Source organism: Pseudomonas sp. 3MA1 (genome assembly GCF_029237275.1).
Classification (GTDB): domain Bacteria; phylum Pseudomonadota; class Gammaproteobacteria; order Pseudomonadales; family Pseudomonadaceae; genus Aquipseudomonas; species Aquipseudomonas fluorescens_AP.
In genome coordinates, this window is record NZ_JAACFX010000006.1 from 39,611 (window position 1) to 57,958 (window position 18,348).

Annotated in this window: 13 protein-coding genes; 8 read left to right on the forward strand and 5 right to left on the reverse strand. The window is 64.9% G+C overall.

Features of this window, described 5'->3' with window-relative positions; genetic code table 11:
• Positions 1-169: 169 nt before the first annotated feature.
• Both GWQ44_RS17600 and GWQ44_RS17605 read left to right on the forward strand, forming a co-directional pair.
• Positions 170-1,525, forward strand: coding sequence for an HD domain-containing phosphohydrolase (locus tag GWQ44_RS17600; RefSeq protein ID WP_275927895.1), 1,356 nt, complete (start codon positions 170-172; stop codon positions 1,523-1,525).
• A 180-nt stretch (positions 1,526-1,705) separates the two neighbouring features.
• The gene (locus GWQ44_RS17605; protein WP_275927896.1) at positions 1,706-2,362 is read left to right on the forward strand and encodes a ribonuclease T2; all 657 of its coding nucleotides are present in this window, start codon (positions 1,706-1,708) and stop codon (positions 2,360-2,362) included.
• A gap of 28 nt (positions 2,363-2,390) precedes the next feature.
• Here GWQ44_RS17605 and dapA read toward each other — a convergent pair whose 3' ends face one another.
• Both dapA and GWQ44_RS17615 read right to left on the reverse strand, forming a co-directional pair.
• Positions 2,391-3,254, reverse strand: coding sequence for a 4-hydroxy-tetrahydrodipicolinate synthase (dapA, locus tag GWQ44_RS17610; protein WP_103741149.1), 864 nt, complete (start codon positions 3,252-3,254; stop codon positions 2,391-2,393).
• Between the two features lie 334 nt (positions 3,255-3,588).
• Positions 3,589-4,062 carry a GNAT family N-acetyltransferase gene (locus tag GWQ44_RS17615; RefSeq protein WP_275927897.1) on the reverse strand — a complete coding sequence of 158 codons (474 nt, stop codon included), beginning with the start codon at positions 4,060-4,062 and terminating at the stop codon, positions 3,589-3,591.
• 228 nt (positions 4,063-4,290) lie between these two features.
• Between GWQ44_RS17615 and GWQ44_RS17620 the strand changes: the two genes are divergently transcribed.
• From GWQ44_RS17620 to GWQ44_RS17645, 6 genes are all read left to right on the forward strand, one after another.
• Positions 4,291-5,982, forward strand: a complete 1,692-nt coding sequence (locus tag GWQ44_RS17620) for an EAL domain-containing response regulator (RefSeq protein WP_275927898.1) — start codon at positions 4,291-4,293, stop codon at positions 5,980-5,982.
• Positions 5,983-6,034: 52 nt separating this feature from the next.
• Positions 6,035-10,483, forward strand: coding sequence for a PAS domain S-box protein (locus GWQ44_RS17625; protein WP_275927899.1), 4,449 nt, complete (start codon positions 6,035-6,037; stop codon positions 10,481-10,483).
• Positions 10,484-10,762: 279 nt separating this feature from the next.
• On the forward strand, positions 10,763-12,328 hold the full coding sequence (locus GWQ44_RS17630) for a PAS domain-containing methyl-accepting chemotaxis protein (protein WP_275927900.1): 1,566 nt from the start codon (positions 10,763-10,765) through the stop codon (positions 12,326-12,328).
• A 69-nt stretch (positions 12,329-12,397) separates the two neighbouring features.
• Entirely contained in the window at positions 12,398-13,330 is a 933-nt protein-coding gene (locus tag GWQ44_RS17635) for a chemotaxis protein CheV (RefSeq protein WP_275927901.1), read from the forward strand.
• Positions 13,331-13,391: 61 nt separating this feature from the next.
• Positions 13,392-13,721: a DUF6388 family protein gene (locus GWQ44_RS17640; protein WP_275927902.1), complete on the forward strand. Its 330-nt coding sequence runs from the start codon at positions 13,392-13,394 to the stop codon at positions 13,719-13,721.
• 92 nt (positions 13,722-13,813) lie between these two features.
• Positions 13,814-14,398, forward strand: coding sequence for a LysE family translocator (locus GWQ44_RS17645; protein ID WP_179596316.1), 585 nt, complete (start codon positions 13,814-13,816; stop codon positions 14,396-14,398).
• On the opposite strand, the gene GWQ44_RS17650 is transcribed toward GWQ44_RS17645, so the two are convergent.
• The 3 genes from GWQ44_RS17650 to GWQ44_RS17660 form a co-directional block, all read right to left on the reverse strand.
• Complete coding sequence (locus GWQ44_RS17650) at positions 14,395-15,228, reverse strand: AraC family transcriptional regulator (protein ID WP_275927903.1); 834 nt, start codon at positions 15,226-15,228, stop codon at positions 14,395-14,397. The two genes, GWQ44_RS17645 and GWQ44_RS17650, sit on opposite strands and share 4 nt — an antisense overlap.
• A gap of 36 nt (positions 15,229-15,264) precedes the next feature.
• The gene (locus tag GWQ44_RS17655) at positions 15,265-15,768 is read right to left on the reverse strand and encodes a VOC family protein (RefSeq protein WP_047304781.1); all 504 of its coding nucleotides are present in this window, start codon (positions 15,766-15,768) and stop codon (positions 15,265-15,267) included.
• 83 nt (positions 15,769-15,851) lie between these two features.
• A complete protein-coding gene (locus tag GWQ44_RS17660; protein ID WP_275927904.1) occupies positions 15,852-18,332 on the reverse strand; it encodes a TonB-dependent receptor in 2,481 nt (826 codons plus the stop codon).
• Positions 18,333-18,348: the final 16 nt, after the last annotated feature.

Here is an 18,348-nt window from a genome sequence, read left to right on the forward strand (position 1 = left end):
CAACGCTGTGAGCATAGTCACAGAGCGTTGCCCGGGCAGAGGTTTTTTTCGCGCCGTGCCAGAGCGGGAAAGCAAAATATGACTAGGATTGCCAAGGCATTCGCGCAACTGTCCGGTGGCCTGTCAGGGGTGTCCGGAAAACCTGAGGGATAACCGGGAGACTCATCACATGGAAGAGCCGCAGTCCGTCGAACCTGGCCGGCGTCCCTGCCTGTTGCTGGTGGATGACGAAGAATCGATTCTCAATAGCCTGCGGCGCCTGCTGCGCGGCCAACCCTATGACGTGCTGCTGGCCGACAGCGGCGCCAAGGCCCTGGAGATGCTCGCCCAGCGTCCGGTGGACCTGGTGATGAGTGACGCGCGCATGCCCAACATGGACGGTGCCTCCTTGCTGGCCCGGGTGCGCGAGCGCTATCCGGGCACCCGGCGCATTCTGCTGACCGGCTACGCCGACGTGAACACCATCATCAAGGCGGTCAACGAGGGGCAGATCCACCAATACCTGAGCAAACCCTGGAATGACGAAGAACTGCTGCTGGTCCTGCGCCAGGGGCTGGAGCAGCAGCACGCGGAGCGCGAGCTCAAGCGCCTGCAGCAACTGGTGCTGGAGCAGAACCGCCAGCTCAAGGCCGCCAATGCCGGGCTGGAACAGCGGGTGGCGTCGCGCACCGCCGAGCTGCAGCAGACCGCGGACATGCTCGACCTGGCCTATGAGGAGCTCAAGCGCAGCTACGTCACCGCCACCGAAGTGTTCTCGCTGCTGGCCAACCTGCGCCTGCCGGCGGACAAGCAGACCAACCGCAAGATCATCGATCTGGTGCGCGCCTGCTGCAAGAAGCATGGCCTGGACGACAGCGCCAGCCGCGACCTGACCATGGCCGCGGCCCTGTACAACATCGGCAAGCTGAGCTGGAGCGATGCCATGCTGGTCGCCCCCGCGGACCTGTTGCGCCATACCGAGCAGGAGCGCTATCGGGCCTACCCCGAGCAGAGCGAGTCGGTGCTGATGGCCCTGGAGCCGATGCAGGACGCGGCACGCCTGATCCTGCATCACCAGGAGCGCTGGGACGGTAGCGGTTTTCCCCGGCACCTCAAGGGCGAGGCGATTCCCTGGGGCTCGCGCCTGCTCAAGCTGGCGGTGGATTTCATCGAGTTGCAGTGCGGGCTGATCCTGGAGCGGCACATGAACAGCGACGAAGCCCTGCTGTTCATTCGCAAGTACGCCGGTCGCCTGTACGACCCCAATCTGGTGGAAAGCTTCGTCCAGGTCTGCGCCGCCTATCTGAGTGACGTGACCGTCGATGATCCGAGCGTCAGGGTCCTGGGCACCCGGGAGTTGCAGGCCGGGATGGTCCTGCGTCGCAACCTCAATGCCGACAACGGCATGTTGCTGCTCAATGCCGGCAAGGTGCTCAGCGAACCGCTGGTGCACAAGCTGATCGCCTTCGAGGCCATGGAGGGCGCGCACTACAGCATCTTTGTCAGCGTGCCCGAGCCGGTCGCGGCACTGGATCTCGGCCACTGATCGCGCCCGAGTGCCGGCCTGTTGTATTGTCGCCGCCGCGCCTGACCGGCTTTACCGGGACAGGCGCGGCACCTGTCATGTTCCTGCAACCCCGGCATGCCAAGAAGGTGGAGCGGTTTTCTGCCCGCTCCACCCCGATGGCGGGGCCAGGACGATCCGATTCCTCAAGGAGAGGTCACGATGAAAAAGTTTTTTACCTTGATGGCGGCCCTGGTGCTGACCCTGGGGCTGGTGGGCATCAGCGACGCACGTCAACCCAAGCAGCAACGGGACTCGGTGGCGGGCACCTTCGACTATTACCTGCTGACGCTGTCCTGGTCGCCGACCTTCTGCCTGATGCACCCGGAAAACGAGCAATGCTCGGGCAAGGGCTACGGTTTTGTCCTCCACGGCCTGTGGCCGCAGTACGCCAAGGGCGGCTGGCCCGAGTCCTGCCCACCCTTGACTCCGCTGACCCAGCAAGAGCGGGCCAAGGGCCTGACCCTGTTTCCCACCGCCAAGCTGATGAACCATGAGTGGACCAAGCACGGTACCTGCAGCGGCCTGGGAGGCATGGGTTACCTGGATGCGGCGGACAAGGCCCTGGGCACGGTCAAGATTCCCGAGGTCCTGCAGCCGTCGACCACGGTGCGTTATTTCACCGCCGCGGACATTGCCCGGCAGTTTCGCCAGAGCAACCCGGACCTCGCGGAAAACGGCATCGCCGTTATCTGCAGCGGTCCGGAGCTGTCCGAAGTGCGGGTGTGCCTGACCCGGGACCTGGGGTTCGGCCCGTGCGGCAAAGGGGTCAAGACCCAGTGCCGGGCCGGCGACATCCGCATCCCGCCGATCCGCTGAGCGCGCCCGCGCGGCGCGGATAAGCCCTTCAGGGCAGGCCGGCCAGCAGGTTTTGCAGGTGGGCGGCAGTGGCGGCGCTGCAATCCTGCATCGGGGCCCGCAGGTGCGGCTCGATCAGACCCTGATGGGCCAGCAGGGCCTTTACCGGCGCCGGGTTGGGCTCGGCGAACAGCGCCTGAATCAGCGGCACCAGTTGCCGGAAGGTGGTCCGCGCCGCATCCAGTTGCTGGTCGCGGACCTGGCGCTGCAACTGCACGAACAACTCCGGACGAATGTGCGCCGCGGCCGCGATGGCGCCGCAGGCACCCAGGCACAGGGCGTTGAACAGTTGCAGGTCCTCGCCGCACAGCACCTCTACCGCGCCGCTGGCCAGCAGCGCCAGGGTCTTGTCCAGGTTGCCGCCACAGTCCTTGACGGCGGCGATCCGCGGATGACGCACGATGTTGAGCAGGGTGTCCTTGTCCAGGTTGACCCCGGTGCGATAGGGAATGTCATAGACGATCAGCGGCACGCTGGAGGCCTCGGCAACGCAGTGGAAGAAGCTTTCCAGGGCTGCCTGGGAGGGGCGGATGTAATAGGGCGCAGGCACCAGCAGGGCCGCCACCGGGCGCTTGAGGATTTCCGCTTGCAGGCTCAGTAGCGCTTTCAGGTTGTTGCCCGCCAGGCCCATGATGACCCGCCCGGCGGGGGCCTGTTCGAGCACGGCGTCGAGCACCGCCAGTTGCTCGTCCTTGTCCAGGGCCGCGGCCTCGCCGGTGGTGCCGCAGACCACCAGCCCGGCCACGCCGCTTTCCAGCAGATGGGCGCTCAGGCGCCGCAGGGCGGCAAAGTCGATGGCGCCATTGTGAAAGGGCGTGACGATGGGGACCCAGATTCCTTGAAACGATGACATGCGTGTTCTCCTGAAGGTTGACCGTCGGGTCGTCGTCAGAAGAGTAGAAGGGCGTTAAGCAGGGGGGAGGGTGTCCGTAGCGCTTGATGTCCTGTCAGCTCATCTGACGGGACACAGCGCCCCGGTCACATGAGCGACTGTTTCTTCGATTTACGGCTGCAGGCCACACACACTTCAGCCTTGGCCGGCAGGCCAATGACAGGGAAGTTGAAGGTGAGGGCTGGGGACATGGTCGATGCAGGCTCGTAAATGAGGCGCTCAGTTTTAAAAGCCGCGCCGGGCTTTGTCAATCCCTGATTCTGCTCGTGGTGCCCGGCCCCGTGCCTGGACGGCATCAGTCTGGCCAGCGGTACAGGCTGGCGGGGTAGCCCTGGGCGATGATCGGCGTCGGGGTTTGCCCCGCCAGCATGGCCCGCCAGAAATCCCGGGCGGGCAGGTTGGCGTCAAAGTGCATCACCTGCCAGGACCCCTTGAAGTGTTCGAACAACTGTTGGGTCACCTGGCGGCCGATGCCCAGGCGCCGGAACCGTCGGGCAATGAACAGGTAGCCGAGGTTACGGCGGGCATTGTGGTCGCAGCGTTGCTGGTCGACCACGGCAAAGCCCGCCAGCTCTCCGGCCACCAGAACCAGCCAGGGCTGGGTGGCCGGGTGCCGCCAATAGTCGTCCAGGGCCTGGAGGGCATACAGCCCCTGGGCCGCCAGTTTGATCGGCAGCCACTGGCTCAGCTCATAGAGATAGAACTGCATGAGGTTTTCCAGGCAGGGCCAGTCGTCGCGGGCCGCCGCGCGCAGTTCAAGGCGTTCCATCAAGAGTGACTCCCGCTCCGGTCGGTCCGGGGCGTTGGGGGGCGCCGGCCTTTATCGGTGCCGGCGCCCGGGGTAGCGGTAACGGCTGTGCACAGGCTTGGGCCGTTAGAGGCTGTGGCGTGCAGCCATATATCAAACTAGTGGCATTGTGCTGATAAATCTTGGTCTAGGATTCTCTGGCCGGGGAAGGATATTCATCTCGGGGAATCGGGCAGAGGGACCAGCGCGATGCTCAATCACAAGCCGATCATTCTGATCGTTGACGATCAGGTCAATGACCTGCGGATACTCGGTCAGGCGCTCCAGGACCTGGGCGAGGTCTATGTCGCCACCCAGGGGGGCCAGGCCCTGGAAGTGGCCCGCCAGTGCCTGCCGGACATTGTCCTGCTGGACATCGAAATGCCCGACATGGACGGCTACCTGGTGTGCGAGCTGATCAAATCCGACCCGCGGTTGTCCCAGGCCTCGGTGATCTTCGTCACTTCGCACCGCCAGACCGAGCACGAATTGCGCGCATTGCGCCTGGGCGGCGCCGATTTTCTGCAAAAGCCGATCAATGTGCCCATCGCCCGGGCGCGGGTCGAGGCTCACCTCAAGCTGGGCGAAGAGTCCCGGCGCCTGGCCAACTATGACCCCCTGACCCAGTTGCCCAACCGCCAGTTGCTGCATGACCGCACTGAACAGGCGATTCGCCAGGCCGCCTCGGGCCAGGGGCTGGTCGGCTTGCTGTCGATCGATATCGACCACTTCAAGGTCATCAATGACACCAGCAGCCATCGCGAAGGCGACGCGGTGCTTCAGGAGATCGCCCTGCGCCTGAGCCATTGCTGCCGCCTGACCGACACCCTGAGCCGCCAGGGCGGAGATGAGTTCATGCTGTTGGTGCCCGAGCTGAACGCCGTGGACGACTTGAGCGAATGCGCCGAGCGGGTCATGCAGGCCATCGCCCAACCGCTGGTGCTCGGCCCGTCGCGCTATGACTTGACGGCCAGCATCGGCATCAGTGTCTATCCCGATGACAGCCTGGACGCCGAGTCCCTGCTGCAGCACGCCGACGCCGCGGCGCACCAGGCCAAGCAGGCGGGGCGCGGTCAGTACCGCTTCTTCGACCATCCGACCCATCAGCGGGTCCGTGCCCGGCATCAGCTGGAACGGGAGATGCGCACCGCGCTGGAGCAGGAGCGCTTCGAGGTGTTCTACCAGGCCAAGGTCGATCTGCGCCTGCAACGGGCGGTGGGCGTCGAAGCCCTGCTGCGCTTGCGCGACGAGCACGGCAGGATGATTTCCCCCGCCGAGTTCATTCCCCTGGCCGAGGATTGCGGGCTGATCGTGCCCCTGGGGCGCTGGGTGCTGCGTCAGGCGTGTCAGGCCATCCGCCAATGGAACCAACAGGGGCATGCCATCAGCGTCAGCGTGAACATCTCGCCTTTGCAGTTTTCCGATCCGCAGTTTCTCGACCTGGTCAAGCAGACCCTGGTGGAAAGCGCCATCGAACCCGGGGCCCTGGAGCTGGAAATCACCGAAGGGGTCCTGGCCCTGGTGGACGGTGAACACAGCTGCGACCTGCTCAGCGACTTGAAGGCCCTGGGGGTGGGCATCGCCATCGATGATTTCGGCACGGGCTATTCCAGCCTGGCCTATCTCAAGCGCTTGCCCATCGATGTGCTGAAGATCGACCAGAGTTTCGTGCGTGACATGGTCAGCGACCCCAGTGACGCGGCAATCACCCGGGCCATCATTCAGCTGGGGCTGGCCCTGGACCTGCAACTGGTCGCCGAGGGCGTGGAGACCGAGGAGCAGGCCCGGGCCCTGTCCGCCCAGGGCTGCCATGTGATGCAGGGCTTTCTTTACTGCCGTCCGCTGTCGTACCCGAACATGAGTGAGTACCTGGCCGAGGGCCGCCTGACGGCTAGGCCCTGAACCCTGCCGGCCCCAACGAGGATCGCCCGTGAAGCCTGGACGCTCTGTGCAAATGGGATTGCTCTATCTGGCGCTGATCAGTGTCCTGGGTAGCAGCGCCACCGCCGCGGTCTACTGGCTGGTGGCCCGGGTCAACGCCCATCAGTTGGAACAGGCGGTGTCGCGCGCGGCCGAGGACGCCATGCGCCATGTGCTGGAGCGCATGACCTTGTACCAATACGGCCTGCGCGGCGCCCGCGGGGTGATTGTCACCGCTGGTGAAGACGGCGTGACCCGGGAGATCTTCCATCGCTACAGCCAGGGCCGGGACCTGGACCGGGAGTTTTTCGGCGCCCACGGTTTCGGTTTTGTCCGGCGCGTGCCCGAGGCGCGCGAGCGCGCGTTCCTGGCCGCGGCGCAGCGCGATGGCGCGCCGGGCTTTCAGCTGCAGCAATGGCAGCCGCACCACGGTGATCGCTATGTGGTGCAGTACCTTGAACCGCTGGCGCCGAACCAGTCGGCCCTGGGCCTGGACCTGGCCTCGGAGCCGGTGCGCCGGGCCGCCGCCGTGGCCGCCATGCACAGTGGCGAGCCGCGGCTGACCGGGCCCTTGTCGCTGCGCCAGGAGCCTGGTGCGGTGATGGGGTCGTTGCTGTTCCTGTTGCCGGTGTACCGCAGCGCCGAGGTGCCGTCCTCGCCGCAGCAGCGCGAGGCCCAGACCCTGGGCTGGACCTTTGCGCCCCTGGTGATGAACGAGGTGCTCAAGGACTTGCCGTTCGACCCGGCCAGCCAGCGTCTGGTGTTGCGCGACATCAGCGACAGCGCCGACGCCAGCAGCTTTTTTGTCAGCTCGGCCCAGCCATTGAAGGACACGCTGACATCGCGGACCCGGGAGGAACAGGTGTTCGGGCGCCGCTGGGCTTTCGAGTTCAGCGTGGGGCCGGGGTTCGTCGAGCCGCTGCATCAGACCTCGCCTGCCTGGGTCCTGTGGATCGGCGGCCTGCTGACCCTGTTTCTGGCGGTGGTGGGCAGCTTGATTGCCCTGGGGGTCAACCGGCAGCACCGTTTGCGCCGTGACCAGACCCGGCTCGCGGCCATCGTCGAAAGCTCCAGCGACGGCATCATCGGCACGACCCTGGAAGGGCGTATCACCAGCTGGAACCGCGGCGCCGAAGAGATTTTTGGCCACAGCGCCGAACAGGCCCGCGGCCGCTTGCTCCTGGACCTGATCGTGCCGCCGGAGCTGGCGCAGGAAGAACAGCAGATCCTGCGCAAGTTGCGCGATGGCGAACGGGTGCACAGCTTCGATACCCAACGCCTGCGCCGGGACGGCAGCCGGGTCGAGGTATCGGTCAACGTTTCGCCGATTCTCGATGAGCGCGGCCAGGTCATCGGCGCCTCGAAGACGGTCCGCGACATCACCGCGCAGAAGGCCGCCGAAGCGCGGATTCTCGAACTCAACGCCAGCCTGGAGGACCAGGTGGCGGCGCGCACCGCCGAACTGGGGCAGATCAACCTGCTGCTCTCCAGCGTGCTGCGCTCGGCTTCGCAGGTGGCGATCATCGCCACCGACCGCGACGGCATCATCCGTGTGTTCAATCGCGGTGCCGAGCACCTGTCGGGTTACCGGGCCGAGGAACTGGTGGGGCTGCACACCCCGGCGGTGATCCACCTGCCGGAGGAGATCCGCCAGCGCGGCAGCGAACTCAGTGCCCAGTATCAGCATCCCATCGAAGGCTTTCGCGTGTTCGTCCAGCAGGCGGAAACCGAAGGCGCGGAGACCCGCGAATGGACCATGGTGCGCAAGGACGGTTCGCACTTCGCCGCGACCCTGGTGGTCAGCGCCCTGCGCGACGACGCTGGACAGCTGACCGGCTACCTGGGCATCGCCGTCGACATCACCGAGCGCAAGGCCGCGGAACAGACCCTGGCCACGGCCCGCGACCAACTGTTGATGGCCGCCGAAGTGGCCAAGCTGGGGATCTGGTCCTGGAATCTCGACGACCACTCGCTGGACTGGAACGAGCGCATGTTCGAGCTCTACGAGCAGCCGCTGGCGCTGCGGGGCAACGGGTTGAACTATGAGCACTGGCTGGCCCGGGTGCACCCGGATGACCAGCAACTGACCCAGCGCAAGCTGGCCGAGGCGGTGGCGGGCCAGGGTGTCTACGATCCGATCTTTCGCGTGGTCAGCCCCAGCGGGCAGGTGCGATTCATCCAGTCCGGGGCCTATGTGGAGCGCAACGCCGATGGCCAGGCGCTGCGGGTGACCGGGATCAACCTGGACATCACGGCCCAGCGGGAGCTGGAGTCCCGGCTGCTGTATGCCAAGGAGCAGGCGGATGCCGCGAGCGAGGCCAAGTCATCGTTCCTGGCCAACATGAGCCATGAGATCCGCACGCCGATGAATGCCGTGCTGGGGATGCTGCAACTGCTGCAGCGGGCCGGCCTGGAGCCGCGCCAGCAGGATTACGCGACCAAGGCGCAGACCGCCGCCAAGTCTCTGCTGGGGCTGCTCAACGACATTCTCGATTACTCGAAGATCGAGGCTGGCAAGTTGCAGTTGGAGGAACACGCCTTCGACCTCGATCAACTGCTGCGCGACCTGGCGGTGGTGCTGGCGGGCAATCAGGGCGTGGGCGATATCGAGCTGATCTTCGATCTTGACCCGCAGTTGCCGCTGAACCTGGTGGGCGACAGCCTGCGCCTGCAGCAGGTGCTGATCAACCTGGCGGGCAATGCCCTGAAGTTCACCGCCCAGGGCCAGGTGGTGCTGGGCCTGAAGTTGCTTGAACTGCGCGAGCGCAGCGTGCGTCTGCAAGTGGCGGTGAGTGACAGCGGGATTGGCATCAGCGCCGAGCACCTGCAGGTGATCTTCGAAGGTTTCCATCAGGCGGAGGCCTCGACCACCCGGCGTTTTGGCGGCACCGGCCTGGGCCTGGCGATCTGCAAGCACCTGGTGCGGCTGATGGGCGGGCAGTTGCAGGTGCGCAGCGAGCTCGGCGCAGGCAGCTGTTTCAGCTTCGAGCTGGAGCTGGGGCTGGACGGTGCCGGGGTCGCCGAACCCCTGCCTCTGGGAGGCAAGGTCCTGCGGGTGCTGGTGGTGGATGACCATCCCCTGGCGCTGGAGCTGAATGTGCGCACCTTGCGCGGCTTCGGCTGGACCGTCGAGCACGCCGCCAGTGGCGCTCAGGCCTTGTTGGCCGTGGAGGCCGCCGTGGCCCGGGGCGAGGCCTACGACCTGATCCTGCTGGATTGGCTGATGCCGGACATGGACGGCCTGCACGCCGCCCAACGGATCAAGGACATGCAACTGGCGGCGCCGCCGACTGTGGTGATGTTGAGTCATCAGGATGCCACGGCGCTGTTGGCCAGGCTCGACAGCCCCGAGGCGCCTTTTGCTCACTACCTGAGCAAGCCCTTCACCCCGCGGCAACTGGCGCAGGCGCTGCTGGCCGAGCGCGGCGTCGCCCGCGACGGCCCGCCGGCCACCTTGCCCGTGCCGCGCGCGGCCCTCACTGGCCTGCGCTTGCTGGTGGTGGAGGACAACGCCCTGAACCGGCAGATCGCCCGTGAACTGCTGACCCAGGAAGGGGCCCAGGTGCACTTGGCTGATGGTGGGTTGCAAGGGGTGCAAATGATGCTCGAAGCCGAGGAACCCTTTGCCGCGGTGCTGATGGATATCCAGATGCCCGATATCGACGGCTATGAAGCCACCCGGCGGATCCGCGCCGATGCCCGCTTTGCCCGCCTGCCGATCATTGCCATGACCGCCAATGCCTCCCAGGCCGACCGCCAGAGCTGCCTGGCCGCGGGCATGGATGACCATGTCGGCAAACCGATCAACCTGCCGCAACTGGTCAACAGCCTGCTGTTCTGGACCGGTGGCGCGGCGCGGGTGGCGCCGGGTGTCGAGCCTTCCACCCAGGCCGGCCTGATCGAGGACCCGGCGCTGATTCTGGAACGCTTCGGCGGCAACCGTGACTTGCTCAATCAGGTGCTCGATGGCTCGGAGGCCACGCTGGGAGAGCTGCTGGAACGTTTGCGCCAGAGCCTTGCCCAGGACAATGCCAAGGAGGCCTGCTACCTGTTGCATACCCTCAAGGGCGCTGCCGGCAACCTCGGGGGGCGTGGGTTCGCGCTCAGTTGCGCCGAGCTGGAACAGCCCCTGCGCGACGGCGCGGCGCTGCACAGGACCCTCACCGAGGGCCATCTGGACCAACTGCAACGGCTACTGGCCAGCACCTTGGCGAGTTTGCAGCTGGAATTCGGGCGTGTCTCGCCAGGGATGGCCCGCGCCTCCCAGGACACCCTGGACCAGGCTGTTTTCCAGCGCGCCCTGCTGGAGATTTTGCCGCTGTTGCGCCAGAGCAACTTGCAGGCCCTGACGCTCACTGAAGCCTTGGCGCAACATGAGTTGCCGGTTGATAGAACGACCTTCGACGAGTTTGTGGCTCATGTTCAGCGAATGGCGTTTTCGCAGGCGCAGGGTGTTTTGCAAAGAATGCTTCTCAACAATTAGAAAGCTAGCTTTCTATTCCAGCTTCAATTGTTGATGCACATCAGAAAATCTTTGATTTTTTGCTCTCTAAGTTGAATGGCTTGATGAAATTTTCACACTTTTCTTGACGCCGGAATCTAGACTTGCGTCGACTGGATCGATAATGGCCATTTGCAATAATTCACTTGGCTCTGGAAAGTTCTGCAAGTCAGCAGAGGAAGTCTTCGAGTCATCGCAGGATGCGGAAATCTTTATTTGATACCGAATGGAAAATGAACACTTTCCTGCGAGGCTTTTTAGATGAGAAACAATCTTCCTGTGACCCAGCGCGAGCTGGTGTTTCCTGCGGAGCAACGGCTGATTTCCGCCACCGATGTTCACGGCAAGATCACTTACTGCAATGACGAGTTTGTCGCGGTCAGTGGTTTCAGCCGCGAAGAACTGATCGGCAGTCCGCACAATATCGTGCGCCATCCGGACATGCCCGAAGCGGTGTTCGCGCACATGTGGTCCTATCTCAAGGACGGCAAGAGCTGGATGGGCATCGTCAAGAACCGCAGCAGCAACGGTGACCACTACTGGGTCAACGCCTACGTCACGCCGATCTTCAGCAAGGGCGTGATTGCCGGCTATGAGTCGGTGCGGGTCAAGCCCGAGCGGCAACAGGTGGAGCGCGCCGGCGCCCTCTATCAACGCATGCGCAGCGATAACCTGGCCCTGCCCTGGAGCTACCGGGTGGCCAGCGTCTGCAACTTCGCCTTGCCACCGCTGCTGGCCCTGGCGGCCAGCGCCGGCGCCTACTGGCTGGGTGGCGCCTGGGCGGCGCTGGGCGCGGCGGTCCCCGGCTATTTCGCGGTCCAGGGCTATGCCGTGTATCGCTCGCGGCAGATGCTCGGGCGTATCAGCTCGGTGTCCCTGGGCAGCTTCGACAGTGAGCTGATCGCCCGTACCTACACCGACGAACACGGCCCGGTGGCGCAGTTGCAGATGATCCTGATCAGCGAGTCGGCGAAAATCCGCACCGCCCTCAGCCGGCTTGGCGACTACGCCAACCAGGCGGCGTCCCTGGCCTCCACCAGCCAGAGTCTGTCCAAGCAGGCGGAGAGCGCCCTGGGCAAGCAGCGTGACGAAGCGGACATGGCGGCCACCGCGATGAACCAGATGGCCTCGTCGATTTCCGAGGTGTCGGTGCATATCCACGACACCGCTTCGGCCGCCGATCAGGTCAACAACCTGACCCAGGTGGGCTCCGAGGAAGCGCAGAAAACCCGCGCGGTGATCGAGAAGCTGGCGGACACCGTGGACGCGGTCAGCCAGTCCGTGGAGGGCCTGGCCGCGGAAACTCAGTCGATCCAGCAGGCGGCCAACATGATCCGCTCCATCGCCGAGCAGACCAACCTGCTGGCCCTCAACGCGGCGATCGAGGCCGCCCGGGCCGGTGAGCAGGGCCGCGGTTTCGCGGTGGTGGCCGACGAGGTGCGGGCCCTGGCCTCCAAGACCCAGGAGTCGACCCAGAGCATCCAGCGCATCATCGTCACCTTGCAGGAGGTGGCCAGCCAGGCCGTTGAGGTGGCGCGCCAGGGCAGCGTCGAAGCGCGCTCCGGGGTGGCCCAGGTGATCAGCACCCAGGACGCCCTGAATGGCATCAACTCGGCGGTGGAGCGGATTCACCAGATGAGCCAGCAAATGGCCGCCGCCTCGGAGCAGCAAGCCCATGTGGCCGAGGAAATATCCGAGCAGATCACCAAGATTGCCCGGGTTTCGGACCAGAACGCCGAGATTGCCGTGCATTCGTCCACCGTGGGCGGTGATCTGGAATCCACCGCTCATGAACTGAATGCCTTGGTGACCCGTTTCAATAGTTGATCGCCAATGGCAATCAGCAACTTTCATTTAATCGCCGATTGATCAACTAGATCAGGGCAGGGGGTTCTTATGTCCAGTGTGATGGAAACGGTAAACAGCCGTACTCAGTTGGCAGGGCAGAATCGTCTGGAGCTGTTGTTGTTTCGTTTTAATGAGTCACAGTTGTACGGCATCAACGTCTTTAAAGTTAGAGAAGTTCTCAAGTGCCCCAAGTTGAATGTATTGCCCATGTCACATTCGGTGGTGTGTGGCGTGGCCAATGTTCGTGGTGTATCAATTCCGATACTTGATCTGGCATTGGCCACCGGTTTGCCCGGCGTCGAGGATATCGATAACGCTTACGTGATCATCACCGAGTACAACAACAAGACCCAGGGCTTTCTGGTCAGTGCGGTGGAGCACATTGTCAACTTGAACTGGGAGGAAATTCATCCACCACCCAAGGGCAGCGGCCTGGACAACTACCTGACGGCGGTGACCCGGGTCGGCCAGCATCTGGTGGAGATCATCGACGTGGAGAAAGTCCTGGCCGAGGTGTCGCCGGTCTGCGAGGAGATCTCCCAGGGCGTGATCTCGCCGCAAACCCACGCCGCGGCGGCGCACTGGCGGGTACTGACGGTGGATGACTCGGCGGTGGCGCGCAAGCAGGTGACCCGCTGCCTGGAGAGCGTCGGAGTGGAAGTGGTGTCGTTGAAGGACGGTCGCGAGGCGCTGGAGTACTTGCGCAATCTGCTCGAAGCCGGCAAGCGTCCCGACCAGGAGTTCCTGATGATGATCTCCGATATCGAGATGCCGGAAATGGACGGCTACACCCTCACCGCCGAAGTGCGTAACGACCCGCGGATGAGGCAACTGTACATCGTGCTGCACACCTCGCTGTCCGGGGCTTTCAACCAGGCCATGGTGAAGAAGGTCGGCGCCGATGACTTTCTCGCCAAGTTCCGCCCCGATGATCTGGCCGGGCGGGTGGTGGACCGGATCGCCAGCCTGACGCCGGCGTGAACCGGGCGCCGGGGCAGAGCGCGAATGCCCCGCAATAGATTTCATGATGGGAGTGAGCGTCATGCAGATGTCTGAACTCAGCTATCAGCAAGCCTTGATGCTGTACCTCGCCGAACGTCCGGAACTCGTGGCCCAGCTCGGGCTCGGGCAACCCTCGGGTCAATGCTGGGAGCCCGGGGACTTGAGCGAGTTGCAGATCCAGCACGCCAGTCGCCTGTTTGACGAAGAGGCCCGGTTGCGCGGCGTGGGCACTTGGGAACTGGCGCTGTCGTTCATTGCCAGCACGCCCCAGGAACTAAACCGGCTGACCCTGGAGGTGCACCGGGAAATCGCCGAGAGGGTGGACAGGCAGTGGGATCAGTACTGCCAGCGCAATCACCTGCGCTGCTAGACGCAGGCCAGGGCAGTTTTCTTCAATACGCAGCGACCCTGGCTACCTAATCTGGGCGGCGGTCAATCCGACCCAGATTGGAGAAACAAGACATGAGCCTGGTGTTTTCCATGGCGGCCTTTGCCCTGGCCGCTTCCATCACCCCGGGGCCGGTGAATATCGTTGCCCTCGGCAGTGGCGCGCGCTTCGGCTTCAGGGCCAGCTTGCGCCACGTGACCGGGGCTACCCTGGGGTTTGTCCTGTTGCTGGTGCTGATCGGCCTGGGGCTGCACGAACTGCTGCGCCAGTGGCCGATCCTGACCCAGGGCATTCGCCTGTTCGGCGTGGCCTTCCTGCTGTACATGGCCTGGAAGCTGGCCCGGGACGAGGGTCGCCTGGATGCCGATGCCGCAGCCCGGGCGCCGTCGGCCTGGTACGGCGCGCTGATGCAGTGGCTCAATCCCAAGGCCTGGCTGGCCTGCGTGGCCGGGATGGGCGCTTTTGCCGCCGACGGCGACCTGGGCCTGGTGTGGTTGTTCGCCGGGTTGTATTTGTTGATCTGCTACCTGTCGATCGCCTGCTGGGCCTATGCCGGGAGCTGCTTGCGGCACTACCTGAGCGACCCGGCGCAGATGCGTCTGTTCAACCGCAGCATGGCCGCGTTGCTGGCGGCCAGCGCGGCCTATCTGTTGGTCTAGCGCTGGCCGCGGTACTGACCGGGCGTGGCCGCCAGGTGCTGTTTGAAGGCGCGCTGGAAATGCGCCTGATCGGCAAAGCCGGCCTCCAGCGCCACCTCGGCGATCGGCGCGCCGCTGCGCAGGCGGGCCTGGGCGAACTGCACCCGCTGGTTCACCAGGTAGGCGTGGGGCGGCATGCCGAACTGCTGCTTGAAGGCGCGGATCAGGTAGGACGCTGAAAGCTGCGCCGCCTGGCAGATGTCGTCCAGGCTCAGGGCCTGGGTGCAGTGTTGGCGGATGTAGTCGGCGGCTTCCTGCAGTTTGCGGTTGTCACCCCGGGGCAGCGCCTCGGCGGGGTTCAGGCGTTGCTGCAGGTCGCTGAAGAAACTCACCACGGCGCTGTGCTTGAGCAGCGGCTCGGCCTCGGCGGCCACCAGGGTCCGGTACAACTGCTCCAGCTCGGCGAACAGCTGCGGGTCGCGGCTGTGCGTCTCGCGAAACGGACGAAAGCCCAGCTCGGCGCAAAAGCCCAGGTCGTGCTGCAAGGCGGTCAGCCAGGGCGTGTCGACATACAGCATGCGATAGGACCAGGGCTGATCGTCGATCGGGTTGCAGGCGTGCACCACCCCCGGGTTCATCAGCACCACGGTGCCGCGGCTGACCTGCCACTGCGAGTGGCCGCTGAGGTAGGTGCTGACGCCCGCGGTGATGCTGCCGATGGAGAACTGGGCATGGGCGTGGCGGCTGTAGCAGACCTTGCGGCCATCGGCGATGGAGCGGGCTTCGATGAACGGCAGGGCCGGGTCGCGCCAGAACTGCGGTTCCTGGTCGGAGGTGAGGGTTGGCTTCATTGCGGTTGTCCATCGGCGAAAGCTGGCGCGATTGTATTAGCTCTGGCCGTCGAAGGCGCGTTGCAGCGTCGCGATATCGAGTTTTTTCATCCCCAGCAGGGCCTGCATCACCCGTTGCGAACGGGCCGGATCGGGGTCGCAGATCATTGGCGTCAGGCACTGCGGGACGATCTGCCAGGACAGCCCGAAACGGTCCTTGAGCCAGCCGCAGCGCTGCGCCTGTGGCGGGCCGCCAAAACCCAGGGCATTCCAGTAGTGATCCAGCTCGGCCTGGCTGCGGCAATGCACCTGCAGGGAGATTGCTTCAGTGAAGCTGAACAGCGGGCCACCGTTGAGGGCGCTGAACCCCTGGCCATCGAGTTCGAACGCCACGCTCATCACCGAGCCCTCGGGACGTCCGTGAATCTCGAAGCCGGCCTTGCCGTAGTGGCTGATGTGGGTGATGTGCGACTGTTCGAAAACCGAGCAGTAGAACTGCGCCGCCTCATGTGCCTGATGGTCGAACCACAGGCACGGGGTGATGGTCTGGATGCGTGGCATGGTGTCGGTCCTCTGCGGGTTGATCACGCTGGCTCAAGCGTAGTCAACCCGCTGCCGGGCAGCGCGACCGTGGATCGGCGCGCTCAGAAGTCCCAGCGGGTCGCCAGTTGCAGGCTGCGCGGCTCGCCGTAGAAACCGGTGCCGAAGTTGCCGATGCCGGTGTAGTACTTCTTGTCGAAGAGGTTCTTCACGTTCAGGGTCGAGCTCAGGTGCTGGCTGAACTGGTAGCGGGCCATGGCGTCCACCAGGAAATAGCCGTCCTGGGCAATGCGCGAGTCATGCCCGCCATTGACCGCATCGTTCGGGTCGGGCTGGTAGACCTTGCCGAAGAACTGGCTCTGCCAGTTGACCCCGCCGCCCAGGGTCAGGCGGTCCCAGGCGCCCGGCAGGCGGTAGCTGCTGAACAGCCGCGCCACCTGCTGCGGCTCGGTGGTTTGCAGGACCGAGCCGTAGACGTAGTCGTGATTGGCATCGCGGGTGTGGTTGTAGCTGTAGCCGGCGGACAGGTTCCAGCCGTCCAGCAGCTCGCCGGCCACTTCGACCTCGAAGCCCTTGGTGGTCGCGCCCTTGGTCGGGCGGTAGATGGCGTCGGTGCCCCAGCCGTCCACCAGTTGCGCGACATTGTCCTGCTGCACATGAAACACCGCGAAGCTGGCATTGACCCGGCCGTCCAGGTATTCGGCCTTGATCCCGGCTTCATAGCTGTCGCCCTGCACCGGGTCGAGGATCTTGCCGCCGGCGTCCTTGCTCATCTGCGGCTGATAGATGCTGGTGTAGCTGGTGTACAGCGAGTAGCGATCGTTGAGGTCATAGACCAGGCCCGCATAGGGCGTCACCACGCCGGTCTGCTGGTAGCGCTGGCGGGCGTCGGCGCGGCCGGGGTCGAAGTAGCGGGTGTTGTCGATGCCCTTGAAGTCGCTGACCCGGGTGCCGAGGATCAGCGCCAGGTCGTCGCTGGGCTTGAGCCGGGTGGCCAGGTAGGCACCGGTCTGGCGCTGGAGGATGTCGTTGTCGCCGATCTGCGGGATGTCCGGCTTGGCGAATTCGCCGCGCCACTGGTAGATGCTGCCGCCCACCGGCGGGTACACCGAGCCGTGGACCGGTATGTCCTGCTTGGCGTTCATCAGCATGAAGCCGGCGATCAGCTCGTGTTCGCGGCCCAGCAGGCTGAAGGGGCCGTGCAGGTTGATGTCCAGGTTGTCCTGGGTCTGCTCGCCCTTGAACTTGCCCATGTACATGAACATGCCGTCGCCGCTGGCCTGATCCGGGTTGCCGCCGCTGGCCGAGCCCAGCAGGGTGTCGTGCTCGCGGCGCAGGTGGTCGTAGCTGACCTTGAGGGTCCAGTCATGGGCCAGTTGCTGTTCCAGGGAGGTGAACAGGGTCTGGTTCTTGAAGTCGCGACGGCTCCAGTCGGTGGCCGGGTTGAACGAGCGGGAAAAGTTTGTGCGCGAGCCGTTGCTGAAGTACATCGGGAAGCCGGTCCAGGTGGCGCCCCGGGAGCGGGTGTTCTGCTGGTCCAGGCCCACCGTCAGCAGGGTGTCGGGGGTCAGGTCGGCCTCCAGCACGCCGTAGGCGATGTCCTTGCTGTTCTGGTAGTGGTCCAGGTACGAGCTGCGATCCTGGTAGACCCCGACGAAGCGCCCGCGCAGATTGCCGGTCTCGGTCAGTGGCCCGGAGATATCGCCTTCGCTGCGGTAGTTGTCCCAGGAGCCGAGGGTGCCGGTGACTGAGGCCTTGAAGTCCTTGGTCGGCCGCTTGCGGATCAGGTTGACGGTGGCCGAGGGGTCGCCGGAGCCGGTCATCAGGCCGGTGGCGCCCTTGATGATTTCCACCCGGTCGAAGGTCGCCATGTCGGTGCTGGTGGTGCCGTAGTCGTAGACCCCGTCGTAGGTGACGTTGACCCCGTCGTACTGGAAGTTGGTGATCGGCAGGCCGCGGCTGGAAAACTCCCAGCGTTCGCTGTCGTAGTTCTGCACGCTGACCCCCGGGGCCCGGCGCAGGGCATCGGCGATGCTGTTGCTGCCCTGGTCGTCCAGCTGCTGGCGGGTGATCACCGTCACCGATTGCGGGGTTTCCCGCAGCGACAGGTTGAGGCCGGTGGCCGAGGCGCTGGCCCCGGTGGTGTAGCTCTGGCTGTCCTCGGTGACGCTGCCCAGGCCCTGGGCGGACACCTCAGTGGTGCCCAGCTGCAACGGGCCGCTGGCCGTCGGGAGCGCTTGCAGCACATACCCGCCGCTGACGGCCTGGGCTTGCAGGCCGCTGTTGTGCAGCAACTGTTGCAGGGCTTGTTCGACGCTGTAGCGGCCTCGCAGCCCCGGGCTCTGCTTGCCGGCGGCGAGGTCGTTGTGCCCGGCGACAAACACCGCGCTCTGTTCGGCGAAGCGATTGAGCACACTGACCAGTGGGCCGGGGCCGATGTCGTAGACCTGGCGCTGGCTGTCCGCCTGCTGGCTGGCGGGGTTTTCGGCGGCCTGGGCCCAGGGGGCGGGCAGGCACAAAAGGGCGCTGCACAGGGTCAGGGGACGCAGGGACGGGCGCAAGCGGGGACGGTTGGGGGTTGGCATGGGGTTCCCTTGTGGA